This is a genomic window from Paenibacillus sp. W4I10 (assembly GCF_030816325.1).
GTDB classification, from domain to species: domain Bacteria; phylum Bacillota; class Bacilli; order Paenibacillales; family Paenibacillaceae; genus Paenibacillus; species Paenibacillus amylolyticus_B.
Map to the genome: position 1 here is coordinate 2,262,655 of NZ_JAUSXX010000001.1, position 17,132 is coordinate 2,279,786.

Consider the following 17,132-nt stretch of genomic DNA (forward strand, 5'->3'; position numbering starts at 1 on the left):
ATTTTCACATGATTTTTATTCCAATTGTGCAGGTATTGTCCAATATTAAATCATGATATAGTAAATTACGAAAACGCTTTCAGAACATAAATCGGTGGTGATTCTAGTATTAAACAAGTGAATTTTTGTTTGCGTTGAGCTCTATTTTCACCCTGCTTAACCGCTATTCACGTTCAACCATTCTCTATTCGAAGGAGACTATATTAATGAAAAAAAACCGCAAATCAGTCCTATCTCTTACACTTGTGACTGCCCTGATTCTATCTCTATTCTCCTCCGCTATGGCTTCAGCTGCAACTGACAACAGCGAACAGGCCAGTGCCTCACCCCCCTCCAAGCAAAATGCAGACCTATGTGAACGCCATGGAGCCTGGCTGGAATCTGGGTAACTCTCTGGACGCCGTTGGTGAGGATGAGACAGCCTGGGGCAACCCACGCATTACGAAGGAACTAATTCAGTCGATTGCAGCTGAGGGCTACAACAGTATCCGTATTCCTGTGACCTGGGAAGCCCACATCGGTGACGCACCCGAGTACATAATTGATTCCGCTTACATGAATCGGGTTCAAGAAGTGGTAAACTGGGCCCTCGATGCGGATCTCTACGTCATGATCAATCTTCACCATGATTCCTGGCGCTGGATCAGTTACATGGAGAAAGACCATGACAACGTGCTTGCACGTTACAACGCCGCTTGGACTCAGATTGCGGACAAATTCAAAGATGCATCCGATAAACTTATGTTCGAAAGTGTTAACGAACCACGCTTCTCCGAAGGCGGCACAACAGATGCAGCGATTGGATATCGCATGCTGGACGAGTTGAATACTTCTTTTCACAAGATCGTAAGAACTTCGGGTGGAAACAACGAGACACGTCCACTTGTGCTTCCAACGATGCATACCTCTTCCGCTCAACCTGATCTGGATGAACTGAATAAGACCATTCAAAAATTGAATGACACCAATATTATTGCAACCGTTCACTACTACGGGTTCTGGCCATTTAGTGTGAACATCGCAGGTTACACCAAGTATAACGAGGAAGTACAGAAGGACGTTACCGACACATTTGATCGGGTATACAATGCTTTTACAGCGAAAGGCATTCCAGTTATCGTCGGTGAGTATGGCTTGCTTGGTTTTGACCAACACACAGGTGTCATCGAGCAAGGCGAAAAACTGAAATTCTTCGAATTTGTTGGACAATATCTGCGTCAAAAACAGATGACAACGATGTTGTGGGACAACGGACAGCACTTCGGGCGCACAAACTTTACTTGGTCTGATCAGGAACTATTCAATACCATGCAAGCCAGCTGGACTGGTCGCTCATCCACAGCTGAAACGGACCTCGTATATCTTAAACAAAATGAAGCCATTCAAGACAAGAAGGTAAAACTCAATCTGAATGGGAACAAATTCAATTCGTTGAAACATGGTACTACTCCTCTTGTCAGAGGTAAAGACTATACGATCAAAAAAGATGTACTTACGTTAAAATCCAATCTGTTAACCAAATTGACAGCCTCTGGTGATTTGGGCGTAAATGCCACACTCACAGCTGGATTCAACGAAGGTGCTGACTGGAACTTCAATATCATTAAATATGACACACCTAAGTTGAACGATGCAACTGGTACAACCAGTGCATTTGCCATTCCGACTACGTTTAACGGCAATCAGCTGGCCACGATGGAAGCAACATATGCAAACGGAGAGAACGCCGGTCCACAGAACTGGACTTCGTTCAAAGAATTCTCCTACACATTTAGCCCAGATTACGAACGTAATGTGATTGAGCTGAAACCTAACTTCTTCAATGAAACCAATGATGGCGAAGTCACACTTAAGTTCCATTTCTGGAACGGAGATGTGCTGACGTACAAAATCACGAAAAATGGAACCAGCGTTGTTGGCGTAACTTCCAAATAAGAACTCATCTAACGTTCTGTTCAGAGCTTTAAGCTCTGGCAGAACGTTTTGTTTTTGTTTTACAAATGATCGAATAACGTACAAGTGCCCCTTCATACCTTTACACTAACTAGGATTGAGGGGGAAATGTCATGTTTAAACGTGTAGACCGTCTTGCTATCGAACTACCCATATCCAATAATCCCGACCCTAATGGGGCTAGTGCAGTTCAGGAGTTGCTTGGTGGAAAGTTCGGGGAAATGTCAACATTAAATAACTATATGTTTCAGTCATTTAATTTCAGAGGCAGATCCAAGCTTCGTCCTTTTTATGACATTGTTGCAAGTATTACCGCGGAAGAATTCGGCCATGTCGAACTTGTCGCCAATACGATTAATCTCATGCTTGAAGGTTCAACATCGCCAGGTGCTCCAGACTCCACACCACTGCGTGTAGGTAAAGATGCACGGATGACGTCACACTTTATCGAATCTGCCCAGACAGCGCTCCCGTATGACTCCATGGGAAGACCCTGGAATGGTTCATATGTCGTGAGCAGTGGCAATCTGATCTTTGATCTGTTGCATAATTTCTTTCTTGAATGCGGAGCCAGGACCCACAAAATGAGAGTCTACGAAATGACAGACAACAAGACTGCCCGAGAGATGACTGGTTATCTGCTTGTACGTGGAGGTGTGCACGTTCTGGCGTATGCCAAGGCACTGGAAATTGCAACGGGTGTGGATGTAACAAAGATGTTTCCTATTCCACGACTGGATAACAAAGCTTTTGAAACGACACGTAAGTGGGAAGCGATGGGAGAACATCGCAGGCTGTACACGTTTAGTGACAAGGATTATCAGGGCATTGCCCAGATTTGGAAAGGGACACACCCCACCGATGGCGGTAAACTGGAGGCTTTTGCAGGCTTGCCGGGGTATGGAGGGCCAGTACCTGAGCTGCCTGATCTGCCGGAAGAATTTGCACCAGGGATATCCGCAGAAGATCTAATGCAGATTGCAGAGCGACTGAAACGTCACGCTGGTCTGTAGGATCACGATTAACGTTTGTTTTTCATAGGGCGTCGATTGGATCACCGTAAACTGGTGCTACCTTGTGTGCTAGAACTTTTTGTTTAATTAGATTATTGATAATTTGTTTCTTTGATTTCATACGATTGTACACAAAAAAGGGAAACGGAAGAGATGAATCTCTACCATTTCCCTGATTACATGCCACTATTGTAGTTCAGTAAATTTCACTACCAGTACTGCTTCCCCATTGGCTTGAACATGGCCAGAAGACGTTGCTGTAACAGTTGCTATCGCTTCGTTTCCACTTGGGATCAAGACAGGTGTAATCACCGGCAGACCCGCAGCCTGAATGACGTCCATGTCAAATTCAATCAACAATTGACCTGCAGTTACACGATCTCCGCTATTCACATGTGCGGTAAAACCGTTTCCTTTTAGTCCAACCGTATTAATTCCGATATGAACCAGCATCTGTACACCCGTCTCATGCTCCAGAATCACCGCATGTTTACTCTTGTTCATGACATGTGCGATGACACCATCAAACGGTGCGTACACTTTTCCTTCTGATGGCTCAATGGCAATGCCCTCACCCATGTGTTTTTCCGAGAACGCCGGGTCAGGAACCTGCTCCAGAGCAACGACAGTACCGTTCATTGGCGAAGCTATTTCGAGAAAATCTACCTTAGGACGATTGCTTGTAACGGCATCAGTAACTGAATTAATACGCGGATTAGATTCCTCTGCTTTAACTTCAGTTGATGTTACTCCACTGTTTTCATGGCTCACCGATTCCTCTGCAACCGGTTGGTCCTTATATCCGAAGAACCAGGTAAGTGCAAAAGCAATGGCCATGGCAACCACGTTGGACAAGATATACAACGGCAGTTGGCTGTTCAAATAGAGTAATGTTCCCGGAATAACCGTTACTGCCATGCCTGTACCTTGCAGATGGAACAGGGAAGCGATGAAACCACCTACACCACCACCAACCAGTCCCATAATAAATGGTTTCATGTAACGCAAGTTAACTCCGAAGATGGCTGGCTCAGTAATGCCTAGAAATGCGGACAAGGAAGAAGGTAATGCGAGTGCTTTGAGTTTCATATTTTTGGTCTTCAGACCGACTGCGAGACAAGCCGCTCCTTGTGCTGCCATGGCGCAGGTAATGATGGCGTTGAACGGATTTAATCCCGTTTTTTCCAGTAGTTGAATCTCCAGGAAATTAAAGATGTGATGTACACCAGTAACGACAATAATCTGATGGAAGAATCCAATGATAATACCTGCAATGCCAAACGGAAGATCCAATACGGCAGTTGTTCCATGCAGTACCCACTCTTCTAGGGAATGGAATACGGGACCAATCGCGAATAGTCCAAGCGTAATCATGACTGTTAACGTAATAAAAGGAGTCAGAATTAAGTCCAGTGCCTCAGGTACCCGTCTTCTTAATACCTTTTCAAACTTGGCTCCAATCAAACCTACAAAGAACGCAGGCAGAACCGATCCCTGATAACCCACGACAGGTATAAAACCGAACATATGCAGCGGCTGTGCTGATCCATCTGCCACCGCGTAAGCATTGGGTAATGCGGGATTGACCAGCATTAGCCCCAGTACGATACCAAGTACCGGACTTCCGCCAAATACGCGGAATGCGGACCACGCTACAAGTGCAGGTAGAAATGCAAAGGCCGTATCCGTCAGGATTTGAGTGAACAACAGGAAATTGGCCGAAATATCATCAGGTGTTGCACCGAACAACGCCAGAATTTCATTTTGAGTAAGTAATCCGCGCAATCCCATGAACAGTCCTGTAGCTACCAGAACGGGAATGATGGGTACAAATACGTCACCAAACGTGCGGATAGCCCGTTGAAAAGCATTTCCTTCCTTTTTCCCCTGACTCTTCACATCATCCTTGGACGATCCTTCGATGCCCAGCTTCTCAACCTCTTCAAAGATTCGATTCACTGTTCCCGTACCAAAGATAATCTGATATTGACCCGAGTTGAAAAAGGCGCCTTTCACCTTCTCGATGTTCTCGACCGTTTTCTGATCAATCTTTTCTTTATCTTTCACCATGATGCGAAGACGTGTTGCACAATGTGCAAATGATGCGATATTCTCTTTGCCCCCGATGGCATGAATGACTTCCTGGGCAATCCGTTGATTCTCCGACATGTTATCTCATTCCTCTCACGTAATACTTAATAATGCCATTTTGTTGCTTCAAAATCAGCTTTGCCTCCGCGTGCAAAGAAACGAATGTCCACGCTGTCCCGGCTTGGGAAAATGCGGCTGGTAAAGACCTCTTCCCCATCGTTCACAAATATCTCGACTGAAGATGCATCTATGAACAGATGGAACTTAATCACTTCCGCAGTAAGTGTGCACTGTCGTACAACGCCATTCTGCTCTGCCAGTTCGGCACCAGACATGGTCCGATCCAAGACAACTTTCTGCTGAAGCCGATCATACAGAAGAACCGTTTTTTCAGTTCCATTTGCCCGGAATTCGATGCCTACAACCTCTGCATCATCTAAATGGCCTATCTCACATACCAGCTCATAGGCAATCCCATTAAAACCAGTGAAGGATCGACTCTCATTGTCAATTGTTGCGCAAATATGTGTCCCTCCCTCCTGCTGGCGCAATTGCTCCATCTCTGTAACAGGTTGTTGGATTAACTTGCCGTCTCGGAGTGACAATTGCCGAGGAATGGTCAGACAATGAGCCCAGCCACTATCGTCTGTCGGATACGCCAGATCGGGAAGTCCCATCCATCCAACCAGAATACGTCTTCCGTCCGGAGCCTGCATCGTCTGCGGAGCATAGAAGTCGAATCCACGATCCATCTCCTGAAATTCACCATGTTTGAACTCTCTCGTCTGGAGATTGAGCGGCTCACCGATCAGATAACCGGATTGAAAAATATTCTGATATTGATCTCCCGCAGCATCTAAGCCTTGTGGGGAAAAGACAAGTACACCTTTCCCGTCCAGCTCCATATAATCCGGGCACTCCCACATGTAACCAAAGGAGGTTAATTGCGTACGGATTTCACCTAGAAACTCCCAGTTATTCAGATCAATTGAGCGATACAGCACCGTACATCCCGTCTCGTCTGTTCTCTGCGCACCGATTACACAATAATACGTGTCTCCTTGTTGCCACACCTTGGGATCTCTGAAGTGTTCCGTGTATCCGGCTGGCACATACGAGATCACGGGATCATTCAGTTTGATTACTGAACCGCTTTCATCCATAACTGCCAGGCATTGATACGGGTGTCTGACCCAATCCTCATCTCTGGTATTGCCCGTGTACAGCAAGTGCAGCTTGCCGTCTTTTTCAATCGCACTGCCGGAATAAGCCCCGTGTGAGTCATACCTGCCACCCGGTTCGATTCCAATCCCGACATTTTCCCAGTTCACCAGATTCTTCGAGCGGGTATGATACCAGTATTTCATGCCATGTTCTGTTCCAAGTGGAAACCACTGATAGAACAGATGATAATAGCCTTGATAATATGCAAAGCCGTTAGGATCATTAAGCAGACCTGTTATCGGCTGAATGTGATAACTCTGTCTCCATGGACACTTGGATATCTGTGCTTCAAGCTTCGCAATCTCTCCAGGCTCTGCTTGCTCAATTCGTCTGTAGCGTTGCTCTCTAGTCATTTTCATAGCTGTTCTCCATTCAAAATGTAGGAACCGGTTCCAATGGTCACAAAAAAATAATTCCATATGGCATTAATGCCTGCCCGTGTTCGCATATCCGCATTGGATATTCATAATGGAACCGGTTCGATGGAATTATCATAAAGGATGTTTTTATAATTTGTCAACGCTTTCTCGAGGAATTAGTTCTACGTCCAGTGTTGTTCGTTCCTCCACCGACTCGCCTTTCACCAGACGAATAATGTGATTCGCCGCTACTTTGCCCGCCTGCAAATAATGATATTTCACAGTCGTCAGCGTGGGGTGAATCATCTCCGTAATATCATATCCGCCAAATCCGGTAACGGACAAATCTTGCGGTATGCGGATTTTATTGGAGAACGCAATCTTCATCACACCCAGTGCGATATTATCCGTGGCCCCTACAATGATCGTTGGTGTGATTTCTTTCAGGATGGCTTCAGCGGTAACGATGGCTTCAGACATCTTAAAGCTCGTCTCATAATACTTCACTTCACATCCACCACACTCTGCGATTGCTCGCTGGAACCCTTGTTTACGATAGATCCCTACCGCCCGATCCTTTTCGCTAACCCCCATATACACGATCTTGCGATGACCCTGTTCGACGACATATCTGCCCATCTCATAACCTGCCTGATCATCATTGTGAACCAGACTATGTAGTTGTTCATGCTGCTGTCCCACCAGTAACACCGGAATACCGATGTCCTCCACTGCTTTCAGATGTGCTTCTGTCAATTCAGCAGCCAGCAGAATAATACCCGATACCTTCTGTCTAGCAAAATCATATATGGCGTCAATCTCGCGCTGCATATCCTGACTCGTATTAGCGATCAGCATCTGATACTGATTACTTCGCAGTTCTTCATCAATCCCGATCAATGTCTGGGATGTCGCAAAAGAATCGAGTCGTGGCACAACCGTGCCGATAATACTGGTTTTCTTGGCCTTTAAACTCTGTGCAAATGTGTTGGGAACATAATTGTATTGTTTGATAATGCGCTCAATTTTCTGGCGTGTATCCTCACTAACCGATCCGCCATTCAGAAAGCGAGAGACGGTGCTTTTTGCCACACCTGCCATCTGAGCGATATCAGAAATCGTTTTATTCATAAAGACTCCTCTTATTTTCATTAACTGTTTTACCTTTTATTATACTTCGATCGCAAACCCATGGCGAATTTGATTCAACTCCGTGTATTGTACATCGTGTTGTTTAACTCCGATGAAATAGCAAAAGCCCGATGGCAATGTGACGTTCATACAGAAGTATGATCCGACATGCCTCAGGCTGTTAAACTTACTTCCATATACACGTTCGTCCAGATTAGACGAGCAAAAAAACTGTACACTGCTGGACTAGACTTCGATAATGATCGGCAAAATCATGGGTCTTCGCTTTGTTTGAGCATAGATATAGTGGCCGATATCATCCTTCAGCTTTCTTTTCATCACATTCCACTGATTCACACCCGCACCGGTTAACTCATCCATCCTGCTTAGAACCAATCCATGGATTTCCTTCATAAATTCTTCCGAATCCTTCACAAACACAAACCCCCTGGAGATGATTTCGGGTGATGCCACCATCTGTTTCTCCGTCTTGCTCAGTGTAGTGACAATCACCAGCATCCCGTCAGAGGATAATTGCCTGCGATCACGCAGTACAATATTACCTACGTCGCCGATGATCAGACCATCCACGAGACTGTTCCCCGATGTTATTTTGGGACCATGAGAAGCCACGCCGTCTTTGTATTGAACCATATCTCCGTTATTCACAATAAACACATGATCACGCTCTATACCTACGGACTCGGCAAGCAGTCTGTGCTGGTACAACATGCGGAACTCCCCATGGATTGGTATCAGATAATCCGGTTTCATGAGTGTCAGCATCAATTTAAGTTCTTCCTGACTCCCGTGCCCAGATACGTGCATCCCTGCTGCACCACTTGAACCGTAAATTACGCGTGCACCCAGAACATACAGATTATCAATGACATGAGCCAAATTGCGTTCATTGCCCGGAATCGCACCAGCTGCAATAATAACGGTATCTCCAGCCTCCACTCTTACATGAGGATGTTTGCCTGTTGCCAATCGAGACAGTGCAGCCATGGCCTCACCTTGACTTCCAGTACATAATATAACCACTTGATCAGGTGGATACTGATTGGCGTCTATGGCATCAATTAACAATCCGTCGGGAACTTGCAAATAACCCAATTCACTCGCAACCGATACCACGTTCACCATACTTCGACCCAGCAGTGCAAGTTTGCGCCCTGTCTCGAATGCTGCATTGACAATCTGTTGTACCCTGCTGACATTTGATGCAAAGGTGGAAATAAACACTTTTTCTTTTGCGCGAATGAAAGCATCCAGAATGTGATCTCCAACTACACGTTCAGATGGTGTGAATCCAGGTCGTTCGGCGTTGGTACTCTCGGAGAGCAAAACATGAACACCCTGTTTTCCTATCTCTGCCATCCGATGGAGATCCGGGAATGGTCCGCTAACCGGAGACATATCAAATTTGAAATCCCCGGTATGTACCACATTGCCGACTGGTGTCTGGAAGAAAATCCCTAGACAGTCCGGAATACTATGACTGGTTGCAAAGAAGGAAACCTCGATACTTCCCAGTGTAATGGTAGACTTGGCATCGATCGTATTCAAGTCAGCCTTGCGCAGCAGCCCATGCTCTTTCAGTTTAAGTTCAATTAATCCGCGTGTAAGTCTGGAAGCATATACAGGGATGTTCATTTGTTTTAATAAATAGGGAATGCCTCCGATATGATCTTCATGTCCGTGAGTAACTACAAGAGCCTTCACTTTATCCAGATTCTCCAACAGATAGGTTACATCCGGGATGATCAGATCAATCCCCGGCAAGGTCTCATCCGGAAATTTCGAACCACAGTCAATCACGATAATATCCTGATTATACTGAATAAAATACATATTCTTTCCTATTTCATTCACGCCGCCAAGTGCAGCAATGTACAGTTTGTTATGGGCTAGATTCAACGCTATTACTCCTCCTCTGCGTGCAAACTTGTGCAATACGGATTCAATGTTCCTAGTATGGAAGTAATCGCCCTACTTAATTCATTTCAGATTAATTATGCCAAAAAAACCACCACGGAAATTTCGTTCCGCAGTGGTTAATAAAATGTTGCCTTTAAATTATGAAGCATGCAATGTTTATTTCACGACTATTTCGTATACGAAAATTAAATGCGCTTACACCAATGATTTATCACGCTGTAGTAATACGTCTTGTTCATAGGTTTTGATATCGGTGATCCACTTTTCACGGACTGGAACGCCTTGCTGAGCACAATAGTAGTCCCAGATCGCGCCAAATGGATAGGATTTGAACTCTTCCGTTAAGGCAAGGCGCAACGTGTAATCCCCTTCCAACTCGGCTTGTTTCAAGGCATCCACCGGTTCGAGCATCGCTCGGAGAAGGGCTTTGATCGTGTTGCGAGTACCCACAACCCATGCAGCTACACGATTAATACTTGCATCAAAGAAATCCAGTCCAATATGTGTGGTCGCAAGCAGATCATGTCGAACCAGTTCACGGGCTATTTCCAGCAGCTCATCGTCCATGATTACCACATGGTCACTATCCCAACGCATCGGGCGGCTTACGTGAAGCAGGATGCCACTTGTAAACAATGACAAGGATGACAGTTTATTAGAAATAACCTCTGTTGGATGGAAATGACCCGCATCAAGACAGATCAACGTATCATTTTGCAAACCGTAACCCATATAAAATTCATGAGAACCCACCACATATGCTTCCGAGCCCAGACCAAACAGCTTACTCTCTACCGCGTCCAGGTTGTGCTCTGGGTTAAGTCGTTCGCCAAATACTTCATCCAGCGATTCTTTGAGACGTTTGCGTGGGGTCAACCGGTCAACCGGATTATCTTTGAACCCGTCTGGTACCCATACATTGGTTACACAAGTCTGACCAAGCTGTTCCCCGAAGTAAGCACCAATCCGGCGGGATGCCTTGCAGTGATCAATCCAGAACTTGCGAATTTCAGGGTCTGGATGACTCAGCGTGAACCCGTCACTTGATTTTTCATGGGAAAAACATGTTGGGTTGAAGTCCAGACCGAGTCCTTGTTCTTTGGCCCATTTCACCCAGTTCTCATAATGCTTCGGCTCAATCTGATCCAGTTCAACCTGCTCGTCGGTATCCGTGTAAATCGCGTGCAGATTGACCTTGTGTTTGCCGGGAATCAGAGCAAAAGCTTGCTCCAGATCGTTACGAAGTTCTGCAGGTGTGGTCGCAGCCCCCGGATATTGACCTGTAACGGAAATACCCCCTGTTAACTCCCCATCTTTATTCAGAAAACCTTTGACATCATCGCCTTGCCAGCAGTGTACGGATACTTTGATCTCCGCGAGTTTGTTCAGCACCTCGTCCGTATCAATTCCGTGCTGGGCATACAATGCCTTGGCTGCTTCATACGCTTGCTTGACTTGGTTATCCATCCGCAAGAACCCTCCTATTTTAACGTGTAAATGCTGCCGGTACACCGCCATCAATGGTCATCATGCAACCGGTTGTTTTTTCGGATTTCGAAGAAGCAAAGAATGCGATTCCTTCCGCAATATCTCTTGGATAGATATTCACGAGCAATGTCGTCCGTTTGCGATAATACTCTTCCAATTGATCCGGTTCAATTCCATATGCCGCTGCTCGTTCATTTCTCCAGGAACCGTTCCAGATCGCTGAACCCTGTAGAATGGCATCTGGAAGAATCGTGTTGACACGAATGCCATACTCTCCACCTTCTGCTGCAATACAACGTGCCAGATGTGCTTCCAGCGCTTTCGCTGAGCTGTAAGCCGAGGCACTTTTACCTGCATACACCGAGTTCTTGGACCCGATAAATACCATGCTTCCACCAATACCCTGCTGTTTCATCAGCTTGAACGCTTCACGAGCCACAAGGAAATATCCTGTACCCAGAACATTCATGTTCAGGTTCCATTCCTTCAGGGACGTTTCGTCAAATGGGCTGGATGTGGCTAATCCGGCATTGTTCACGATGATATCCACTCCGCCATATTGCACCGCAACATCTGCATACGCAGATTGAACGGCTTCCTCATCAGTGACGTCCATTTTCAGCGCATAAGCACGATTCGCACCGTATTGATCATTAATTTCCTGTGCTACCTTCTGTGCGCCCTCCAGGTTGAGATCAGCAAGCACCACATGTGCGCCTTCAGATACCAATCTGCGTGCTGTTTCACTTCCGATACCACCTGCGCCGCCTGTGATAAACGCCACTTTGCGGGAGAATTCGGTTTCGGCCGGAGCCAGAGACAATTTATACAATTCCAGCGGCCAGTACTCCACATTGTAAGACTCGTTTGCGCTGAGTGATACAAATTGACCCAAGCTAGTAGCTCCACGCATAACAGCAATCGCTCTGTGATACAACGCTCCGCTTACTTGGGAAAGCGCCCAGCTCTTGCCTGTGTTGATCATGCCCACACCTGGAATGAGGATAACGCGCGGTGCCGCTTCGAACATGACATCACCTTCGTTTTTGTTGCTCTCAAAATACTGTTGATATTGCTCTTTGTAAGCAGCCACACCTTCTACCAGCTTGGCTTTCAAGCCTTCGATATCTTCGGCATCCGGTGTCCAATCGATGAACAGAGGTACCACTTTGGTATGTACCAGATGATCCGGGCAAGCTGCACCCACCTGAGACAATTCCGGGGAATCTGCTCCGCCCACAAAAGCAAGTACGTCCTCTTGATCATCAAAGGATAAAATCATTTTTTTACTATCCGATACCGCTCCACGAATCGTTGGCATCACACGTGATACGATTTGACGACGAACATCAGCGGCAAGTGCCGGGTGCTTCACACCACCAAACAAACTTTCTTCGTTCACTCGTACTTCGATGAAAGCTTCTGCTTCATTGATAATCTTGATCGTTTGAGCGTAACATTCCTCGGATGTTTCACCCCAAGTGACAAGTCCGTGTTTTTCCATCAGTACGAGTTCGGCATTGGGATTCGAGAATACGCTTTCAGCAATCATTTTAGATAACGTAAACCCTGGACGTACGTAAGGCACCCATACAAATCGATCACCGTAGATCTCTTTCGCCAATTCCTTGCCGTTATGCGCACAACACAGGCTGATAATCGCATCCGGGTGTGTATGATCCACATGTTTATATGGAAGGAACGCATGCAGCAGAGTCTCGATGGAGGCACGCGGGTGCTTGGCATCAATCATGCAATGTCCCAGATATTCAACCATCTCTTCATCCGACATGGATTCACGTTCAATTAATGGTCGAATGTCTTCAAGCCCAAGTCCGGTAAAATGTTTCGCTTCCATGGAACCCAGATCAGAGCCGCTTCCCTTCACATACATTACTTCTACATCACGACCCCGAAAATCCTTCACTGTCGTTTTGGTAGACGTATTACCACCGTAGATGTTACATACACTGCGATCAGATCCAATCAGATTGGATCGGTAAACCAACTGCTCAAGTCCTGTTGTTTTCTCAGATGCCTGCGATACATTCCATAAACTCTGTACCATTTGTTTCCCTCCGATAATGTTTGTTTTATTCCTAATCCGAGTTTAACATCTTTGTTTTATTTTGAAAACAAAATATTTTAAAACAAAACGGAAATATTCAAAAGGCATCATAGATTGAGCTATTTTATTAAAAAAACACCCTGACGAAACCGTCAGAGTGTTCCTGTTTCATCGGTGGATTAGAAAATCCCCGCTTTTTGGGAAGTGTTTTTAATACCATAGGTATCATTAACTACGGTGTTGCCAAAGCTCGTTAAGCTTCCGTTCGGACCTGTGGCCATGTCCAGATAGTTCAGACCAGAGCTGTTTCCGTACCAGGACCAAGCAAGCCAGCCTACCCCTTTTTCCTGACCATATCTCATGATGGCATACTCGTCCACATCACCGTTTGTGTGATATCCCCCGAATTCACCAATGATCAGAGCCAATCCTTTGTTCAGCACATTCTCCATATTGGCTTTGACCGTTGCAGCATCTTTGCCAGCATACTCATACATATGAATGGAGAAGACGGTATTCTTTTGAGAATCGGCTGCAAATACACTTTGTCCATAATCCACGATGGATTGAGGGAACTGTCCCCATCCGGCTGCATCCACAATTAGCGTATTTTTGATTCCCGCATTACGGAGTTTCGGAATGGCTTTTTTGTAACCATCAGCCCACGCACTTCCATTCCACGTTCCATACCATTCATTGGCGATGTTGACGATTACCCGATCTTCTTTGCCTATCAAAGCTTCCTTAATACTAATCCAGTAGTTCACTGCCGCATCCAACGAATTATAATCATCTTTCCCTGTGGCGTCATGCACTTCAAGTACAGCTATCATTTTATTTTGGTTAACCACATTAATAATGTTTTTAACAGCGTTCAGATCATCTTTGGTGTACAGGCTACCATTCGAAAGAACAATGCGTACCGTATTGGCACCTGTTTTGGCGATTGCAGGAATAGCGGTATTCAGATCATTTTTGAACCAGGAATGTCCGTGATTAACACCTCTCATGACAAAAGCCTTGCCTGTGGAATCGTATAACTTGTTACCGCTTACATAAAATCCTGTGGCAGCAGATGCTTTGGGTGCTGCACTCCCTAATACCATGAACATAAGAGCAGCAATAACCGTGAAGATGGTACACTTTTTCAGATTAACCATTCGTTTGGAACCTCCTGTATTTGTTTTTTTATTTCAATTAACCCTGCTCTAGGCAATAAGTTAACTAAAATCGGTGGTAATAGAAGTTTTTTTGTTAGTAAACAAACAATAAGTAACCTTATTAAGCTATGTAATTCTCCATAAATGAACTTTATCGATAAGGTTATGAATTTATAATAAAATGAAAACGCTTACTAAGCAAGTCTTTTTTACCATTGAATAGCAATCTTTTCTTTTTACACCACACATCAAAAAGGCTCTTTCCCCTCACACCCGTTCGGAGAAAGAACCCTCTTTATTTTTAAATGTCAGTTAACTCTTGTACTCTTTGATTTAGACTAAGTGTCTTCCCTAACTCCCGCCAATATCAACCCAACCCGGTAATGTGGTCTTACCCGAATCTCATTAAACTTCCCGATCTCCACGCCCTCAAACCGCTCCACATAAGCCTGATTCACATAACTCTTGATCGTTCCTCTTCGAATTGGAGTTATGGAAAGACGAAGCTCGTGATCGGCTAGCAAATGACGGGATTGCTTCAAACCAAGCATCCAGCTATGCCCATAGTGAATATGATCTGTTAACATCTGATGATGAATATGCGCTGCTGCAACGTCTCCTTCATAATCAATCTCAACCCATACGTCATCTACTTGTTCCGGCCACGCTGTATCCAATCTCAATGTTGCTGCATACTCTTTCGGATAATCAACCTCTACAGCCGGCTCGTAAGGCGAAACCTGGAATGTGTACGTACCGAATATTCCCCGCTTTGACTGGGATGACACAGCATATTTAGAAGGTGAAACATGCTCTGGAGCCGGATAGAAGGATACCTCAAACTCTGTTTGCTCCAGGGAGTTGCATATGAGCATCTCATTCTGCACATACAGATGACTGCTGCTAATCACAAGTCTCTCTTCTCCGCCCACACGGAAACGGTAGGCATGCAATGCCTCTTCACGGGTCAATGTAATGATACGTATGACCGTACCGTCCGATGTTGTGATACGCAGATGATGGTCCATGCCAGCCATCGGGTGAATAATAACTTCATTACCCTGCTCGGAAACGGCACCTTCGGGCATATCCACATTCGTAACAGACGATATATCCATAACATACTCAGGCTTCATGCCTTCATGAGCGTAAAAGACAGCCGTAAGCTCCTGATTTACCATAAACCGGGTCAGTGGCTGAACGGTAGCACTAATGATCTTCATTCCATTCAGATTCATATGGAAAGGCAGAATGGCTGCCATGCCGGATTTCAGCTGCATCGTGCCTTCTCTTGGATAAAAAGCAGTCCCTTTGCCGGTATGCAGCTCCAATTGTATATCTCGATCAGGCAACGCCACATGATCCTGATAATTATTCATGAACAGGAATCCTGAGCCTTCTTGTTGACGAACAGACCAGCGCAGATCCATCATGTTCTCCGGTGTTATCGAATGTTGCTCTTCAGGTATAACACTGCCCATTGGCGCAAGCAGCTCACCGTATGCGTCCAGAAACATTGACAAGGTTCGAATGCGGTCATACGATTCACCAATACGTCCAAATTCCCCGAGTGGCGATTGGTAATCATACGTCATTTTCGGCAATGCCTGTTCGTTCATATATGAATTTTTGCCTATCGGATTGGTTCCACCGTGATACATATAATATCCAACCAGATTACTGCCATTTGCCAGCTTCACAATGGTCATCGCCTCAACACTGTCCGCATCTACAACCGGCCGAGCGTGATAACTGACCTGCATGCCACCAGCTAGTTCGCAATACGCCGCAGGATACTCCAGACTGTCATAATCCACTACTTCAACAGGATTCATATGCAGATCCTGGAATAAATACTCTCGGCTTGGAGGCTGATTGGGAATCCATGGTGTGTACGCATACCCCGCAAGCATAGGCAGCGTTCCTTCTTCAGGCACCGCAGCATTACCCCAGGCCGTGGCAGTATAGAACATGGTGTGCATACCGACTTCTTCGGCAATACCGCGAAGCACCTTCAGATGTTCACGACCGTCCCGGCCAGAGGAAATGTATTTTTCACGTGTGTAACCCCAGGCATCCATAGGTGCCCCAGCGTGCATATACTCATTTTCCAACTGTACCCCTATAATAGGGCCACCCTCCTGATAAAAACAGCCGTTGAGCTGACGGGCAATCTCCCGATATAATCGCTTGGCGTAATGCAGATATCCTTCATCGTTCGACCTGACTTCGAATGGATAACTGAACAACCAATCCGGCATTCCACCATTACGCACTTCCCCATGACAGAATGGACCAATTCGCACGATCAGAGGCAGCTCATGTTTGCCACACAGATCCACAAAGTGCCGCACATTCAGATTTCCTGACCAATTAAATTCCCCTTCCTGCTCCTCGTGAAAATTCCAGAAAACATACGAAGCGACGATGTTCACTCCGCCTGCCTTCATCTTCAGTAATTCTTCTTCCCAATGTAAGTAAGCGAATCTGGAGAAGTGAAATTCACCTACCACGGGAATATGAGGTTTATCATTACGAAGCATATAATAGTTGGTAAAGTCATAAGACTCCCCTCGTGGATTCTTGCCGCCACTACCCGTCATACGACCCGCACGAATTTCTTTATCTTTTGCATCCAGTATAAAACGAATCTGGCTTCCTGCTATACTATCGTTCATGGATTATATAACTCCTTCGGTATATA

The 17,132-nt window shown here is 45.5% G+C and carries 9 protein-coding genes and 1 pseudogene; 2 read left to right on the forward strand and 8 right to left on the reverse strand.

Features of this window, described 5'->3' with window-relative positions:
* The first annotated feature begins 206 nt into the window (after positions 1-206).
* Positions 207-1,935, forward strand: a pseudogene (locus tag QF049_RS10005) (cellulase family glycosylhydrolase).
* Between the two features lie 131 nt (positions 1,936-2,066).
* Complete coding sequence (locus QF049_RS10010) at positions 2,067-2,966, forward strand: manganese catalase family protein (RefSeq protein WP_076214846.1); 900 nt, start codon at positions 2,067-2,069, stop codon at positions 2,964-2,966.
* A 186-nt stretch (positions 2,967-3,152) separates the two neighbouring features.
* Here QF049_RS10010 and QF049_RS10015 read toward each other — a convergent pair whose 3' ends face one another.
* From QF049_RS10015 to QF049_RS10050, 8 genes are all read right to left on the reverse strand, one after another.
* Positions 3,153-5,135: a sucrose-specific PTS transporter subunit IIBC gene (locus tag QF049_RS10015; RefSeq protein WP_307537035.1), complete on the reverse strand. Its 1,983-nt coding sequence runs from the start codon at positions 5,133-5,135 to the stop codon at positions 3,153-3,155.
* A 26-nt stretch (positions 5,136-5,161) separates the two neighbouring features.
* Positions 5,162-6,640 carry a glycoside hydrolase family 32 protein gene (locus QF049_RS10020; protein WP_307537037.1) on the reverse strand — a complete coding sequence of 493 codons (1,479 nt, stop codon included), beginning with the start codon at positions 6,638-6,640 and terminating at the stop codon, positions 5,162-5,164.
* Positions 6,641-6,787: 147 nt separating this feature from the next.
* Positions 6,788-7,771 (reverse strand): LacI family DNA-binding transcriptional regulator, encoded by a 984-nt coding sequence (locus tag QF049_RS10025; protein ID WP_307537039.1) that lies wholly within the window; start codon positions 7,769-7,771, stop codon positions 6,788-6,790.
* A 246-nt stretch (positions 7,772-8,017) separates the two neighbouring features.
* On the reverse strand, positions 8,018-9,691 hold the full coding sequence (locus QF049_RS10030; RefSeq protein WP_307537042.1) for a ribonuclease J: 1,674 nt from the start codon (positions 9,689-9,691) through the stop codon (positions 8,018-8,020).
* A 216-nt stretch (positions 9,692-9,907) separates the two neighbouring features.
* Entirely contained in the window at positions 9,908-11,179 is a 1,272-nt protein-coding gene (rhaA, locus tag QF049_RS10035) for an L-rhamnose isomerase (protein WP_307537044.1), read from the reverse strand.
* 19 nt (positions 11,180-11,198) lie between these two features.
* Positions 11,199-13,268 (reverse strand): bifunctional aldolase/short-chain dehydrogenase, encoded by a 2,070-nt coding sequence (locus tag QF049_RS10040; protein WP_307537046.1) that lies wholly within the window; start codon positions 13,266-13,268, stop codon positions 11,199-11,201.
* A gap of 179 nt (positions 13,269-13,447) precedes the next feature.
* The gene (locus QF049_RS10045; protein WP_370739085.1) at positions 13,448-14,380 is read right to left on the reverse strand and encodes a glycoside hydrolase family 5 protein; all 933 of its coding nucleotides are present in this window, start codon (positions 14,378-14,380) and stop codon (positions 13,448-13,450) included.
* Positions 14,381-14,766: 386 nt separating this feature from the next.
* Positions 14,767-17,106, reverse strand: a complete 2,340-nt coding sequence (locus QF049_RS10050; protein ID WP_307537048.1) for a beta-galactosidase — start codon at positions 17,104-17,106, stop codon at positions 14,767-14,769.
* Between the last annotated feature and the right edge of the window lie 26 nt (positions 17,107-17,132).